Annotated in this window: 5 protein-coding genes; all 5 read right to left on the reverse strand. The window is 47.6% G+C overall.

The window, feature by feature from the left end; genetic code table 11:
- Positions 1-126: 126 nt before the first annotated feature.
- Entirely contained in the window at positions 127-960 is an 834-nt protein-coding gene (locus I2503_RS08995) for a PRD domain-containing protein (protein ID WP_196967733.1), read from the reverse strand.
- A 353-nt stretch (positions 961-1313) separates the two neighbouring features.
- On the reverse strand, positions 1314-2258 hold the full coding sequence (lacD, locus tag I2503_RS09000; protein ID WP_196967734.1) for a tagatose-bisphosphate aldolase: 945 nt from the start codon (positions 2256-2258) through the stop codon (positions 1314-1316).
- A 1-nt stretch (position 2259) separates the two neighbouring features.
- Entirely contained in the window at positions 2260-3192 is a 933-nt protein-coding gene (gene lacC, locus I2503_RS09005; RefSeq protein WP_196091357.1) for a tagatose-6-phosphate kinase, read from the reverse strand.
- Positions 3193-3207: 15 nt separating this feature from the next.
- Positions 3208-3723, reverse strand: coding sequence for a galactose-6-phosphate isomerase subunit LacB (lacB, locus tag I2503_RS09010; protein WP_196091358.1), 516 nt, complete (start codon positions 3721-3723; stop codon positions 3208-3210).
- A gap of 23 nt (positions 3724-3746) precedes the next feature.
- A complete protein-coding gene (gene lacA / locus I2503_RS09015) occupies positions 3747-4169 on the reverse strand; it encodes a galactose-6-phosphate isomerase subunit LacA (RefSeq protein ID WP_196091359.1) in 423 nt (140 codons plus the stop codon).
- Between the last annotated feature and the right edge of the window lie 297 nt (positions 4170-4466).

Here is a 4466-nt window from a genome sequence, read left to right on the forward strand (position 1 = left end):
TGAAAATCTAGTGAAAATTGGTTGAAAAACATCATTTTTCGCTAGCTCTTTTCAGTGCGCCCTTTTTTCTGAAAAAAAGAGTAACTGCTCAGAACTTTGAACTTGACTTTTCACCACTAGACTTTTTTACAATAAACGTTGAATATGTAAAACCAAGTAAAACCGCTCCGTATTGGGAATCGGCTGGTCCACCACTTCCTGAATCAGAGCAAAAATCTGACTCCCAATCTCATAAGCCTGGGGATGGGTCTTCCGGATCGACTGATCTAGGTCATCCAAAGAAATCGCCTGCTCGTTTCCACGCTCTAAATTACTGAGGAAATAGGACAAGTGCAACATAAACCGATCATAAAAATTACTGTTGGATGTCTGCCTGCGAATGCCCTGTTCTTGCAAAACCTCCTCCACCTTTTCCATGATCTGCTTACCCAACTCCTGTTCCTGATGGGTATCCGGCAAGGTCTCACCCTTAGCATTGATGAGATGTAAAGCAATCCGCCCCACCTCATCCTGAGGAAATTCTTCAGATAGTTTTTGCCGAAAGAGGGCAAGAGCCTCTTGGGCCATCTGGTATTCCAAAGGGTATTGGCTAGACATATCCGGTAAATGACTCTCCTGATAAGTCCCCTTCAGGAGCGCTTGATAGGAACAGCGCATATGATCCGTCAGGGTCACATAGAGGTATTCCTGTACAGGATAATGATAGTGGTCGACCAAGTAATGAATAACCGAATAACTAGCCGTAATAAAATCTAAGGGGATATCCTTGAGCAAGGTTAGAAAATTTTCCTTGGCTTCTTCATTATGGAGCGAGAAAACTGTTTCTACTTTTTCCGGTCTTAGAAGATCTCCCTTTCGCTTTTGAAAGGCAATCCCCAGTCCCATGACCACAGCCTGCTCCCCTCTTTCATTTTTAACCAAGGCTGCATTGTTATTCAGACTCTGTAGGACGCGATACATACTTCCTCCTTTCTAATACTCATTGAATTTCAAATTCTGACGTTGTCAAGCCTCTTCGGTGAACTTACTGATTGCGTGCATACACGCCCCATCGAGAATATTCAACAGGTCTCCCAGACCTGTTGAACTACCGTCATCGGCTTTCCCATCATTTTTTTGAAATTCCGCGAGTATTCTGATTTTGAAATTAGTTAAGTATAATTCTAGAAAAAGAAAAAGACTACAAACAAACCGAGAACCTCTGTCCTCTGATTCATCTGTAGTCTTGCCTAATCGAATTAGTTACAATCCACCCTATTCATGCTATTGAATTCATTATAACATATTGTTGGAAATTATGTAAACCCTTTCTTTTAAACCGGCGTAGCTGTTTTAGCTAATACCCGATTCAAGCTTTCTAGGTTCTCACGGCCGACCGTCCGCAGCCAGTCACGCGCAGCTTCTTCACCCTGCTGAACATAGACAGGTACGACGCCAGCCCAAGTGGCCCGTCCACACAAAACGCCATTAAAACGAGCACCAGCTTCCGCCGCAAAAATGAGTGTTTCCTGGAACAATTGGGCAGATACACCGGCAGATAGGTAAATGTAAGGTAAGTGGGTAGCCGCTTCCTGCTGGCGGAAATACTCTGCTGCCTCGGCTCGACTATAGGCTATCTCCCCTTGTGCAAATCCCTCTACAAAGTTCATATTGACCGGAACCTCGACTTTGAGTACCGTTACTCCAAAACGGGAATCCGAGAAGACCTCCATCGCTTGATTCACCTTATGCGGTTTGATTCGAGCATAGTCCAAACCAGTCGTATCAGCCAACTGCTCATCATAGGAGACAATTTCCAAGAAGAAGGGAAGTCCCTCGGCCCGACATTCTGAGCCCAAACGTTCGACATAAGCCTGCTTCTGTTGGTTGACCTGCGAATTTCCATCCACATCATAATAAAGCAAGAATTTCACAGCATCCGCTTCCGCCTCCTTGAGGCGTAAAACAGACCACTCCTCCAAACAATCCGGCAAGCGACTACTAGAGTTCGTATCATAGCCCGTCTTTTCATAAGCCAGCAAAAGTCCTGCAGACTCCGCCCGCACCTGTGCTGCTGGCAGGCCAAATTCCGGATCTAGCAGAATGGAGGAAGCATAAGGGGTCAATTCCTCAGACACCAAGCGTTTCAGAATCTCCATTTGCTCAGCAGTCGACTCCGTCTCCTGATGCTGGGCCAACATCTTTTTCAATGCTCCCCGTTGGTCAAAGGCCAAGGCCGAGATCAAACCCGTCTCAGTAGTCAACTTTTCCAATTCCATCTCACACCTCTTCCACTTCAATCTGCTCAAGCAAGTCCGCCGCCTTGTCCAAATTCACAAAGCCCGTCGCCTCCTCTTGCGCATTGAGCATCCCCAGCAAGTTTCCGCGCTTAAGCACGTCCGCATCCGCCAATCCTTGTGAAAGCCCTGATGCCAGACCCGCCACCGTGGAATCACCCGACCCAACTGGATTCACCACCTCTATTTTTGGAATCCGGACCCGATAATAATGGTCTCCATGTTTGGCAAAAGCGCCTGCGGCGCCAAGAGAGACAACAATCCAGTCAATCCCGGCAAAGCGTTCATGAGCCAAAAGAGCTTTCAAGTCAGCCAAGTCCAGACTAACTTCCCGACCCACCAACTGACTCAACTCCTCTAAATTGGGCTTAATCAGATTTGGACGAACAGAACTTTCCAAGACCGCTTCTAAAGTAGCCCCTGACGTATCCAAGAGCACACCGACCCCCGCTTCCTGGCAAAGCGCAATCAAAGAAACATAGAAGTCAACCGGCAAGCCCTTAGGCAGACTACCGGAGAAGACCACCCATTGAGCCTCTGCTAAAAGCTCCTTGAAATGAGCTGTAAAAGCCTGAGCCTCCTCTGGACTAATCTCCGGCCCCTGCTCTAAAATCTCTGTTTGCTGACCTTGGTGTAAAACAGCCACACAATTACGGGTTTCCCCCGCAATTTCCTGGAAGGAATGACCAATCCCTTGTCGGTCTAACTCTTGAGCCAGAACCTGACCTAATCCTCCCCCAAGAAATCCCGTAGCCAAAACGGGATCCCCTAGCTGTTGTAGGACACGGGTCACATTCAATCCCTTGCCACCCGCGGTTTTCCGAACATCCTGAACACGATTCACCCCGTCCAACTGAAAAGTCTCTAACTGGTAAGCTACGTCAATCGAGGGGTTTAGGGTTACTGTAATAATCATAGGCACCTCCTGCTCCTAATCCTGGTATTCGCCGCGATCCCATTTCTCAAGAAACTCTTTGAAAAACTCCGGATCCTCTTGGTCTTGTGTTGGATGCTCCAAGTCTGCTATTTTTTCCAACAGCGTCTGGCTCAGAGGACTGTATTGGTAGTCTGCTTCCAAAAAGGCTTGCACGATATCCCGCATGAGGAACTCACCCGTAATCTTACCGCCAAATCCAAGAACATTGGCATTTAAAACCTCTTTGGCATACAAGGCCGAGGACATGTCCCGGACCAAGGCTGCTCGGACTCCCGGAACCTTGTTGGCCGCATTGGTAATGCCAATGCCTGTACCACAAATACAAATGCCCACATCCGCCTGTCCACTGGTCACTGCCTCACCCACCAACTTGCCATAAATAGGATAGTGGGTCCGCACATGGTCATAGGCCCCGTAGTCCAGCACCTCATGCCCTGCTTCCTTCAAATAATCCACCAAGGCTATCTTCTCATCTGTCACAATATGATCACAACCGATTGCAATTTTCATCTGTCGCCTCCTCCCTGACACGATCAGCACATTTTATTCAACATGTCCACGCGAATCTGATGGCGGCCACCATCATAGTGGCCTTCCACAAAATTCAGAGCGATGTTTTTGGCCAAAGAAGAACCAAGGACCTCGCTTCCAAAAGTCAGCAGACGAGCATTGTTGTGCTCTCGCGTCATGTAAGCCGAGCGCTCATCAGACACCACCGCCGCAACCATCCCCTTGACCTTGGTTGCTACCATGAATGGCCCTTGACCAAAGGCATCGACCACCAGCCCCAGCGCCTCCGGATCCGTCAGCAGCTCTTGCACAACCGCCAAAGTCGTGTCCACAAAATCAACACCCTGGCTCACATCCAAAACCTGGTAACCCAAACTCTCTAAATGGGACTGAACCTCCTCCAGCAAGCCTTTCCCCGCTGGATCCGCACCCACAATCACTCTCATGGCGCACCTCCACTTGTTGTTTATTTGTTTACATTATACACATAAGCAAACAATAAATCAACAACTTGTGTTTAAAGAAACAAAAAGAGGTTGGGGCAAAAACCTCAACCTTCCTATTTTAGTTAGTGAATTCGCTTTGACGCAGTGGTTGATTGGCACTTTCGGTCGCTTTTATACTCTTTTAGTTTATCTTTTATTACTGTGTTAGCTCGTCTTGCCGTACTTCAGTACTGTCTGCGACTCGCTGCCTTGTACTAAAAGCAAACTAAAACTCCAAGCAGGCTTCGCCTGCTAACT

The organism is Streptococcus sp. NLN64, assembly GCF_015831295.1.
Classification (GTDB): Bacteria; Bacillota; Bacilli; order Lactobacillales; family Streptococcaceae; genus Streptococcus.

Coding starts and splice junctions, on each gene's coding strand:
- I2503_RS08995 (WP_196967733.1), bottom strand. CDS start 960: ATGTATCGCGTCCTACAGAGTCTGAATAACAATGCAGCCTTGGTTAAA.
- lacD (WP_196967734.1), bottom strand. CDS start 2,258: ATGGAATTGGAAAAGTTGACTACTGAGACGGGTTTGATCTCGGCCTTG.
- lacC (WP_196091357.1), bottom strand. CDS start 3,192: ATGATTATTACAGTAACCCTAAACCCCTCGATTGACGTAGCTTACCAG.
- lacB (WP_196091358.1), bottom strand. CDS start 3,723: ATGAAAATTGCAATCGGTTGTGATCATATTGTGACAGATGAGAAGATA.
- lacA (WP_196091359.1), bottom strand. CDS start 4,169: ATGAGAGTGATTGTGGGTGCGGATCCAGCGGGGAAAGGCTTGCTGGAG.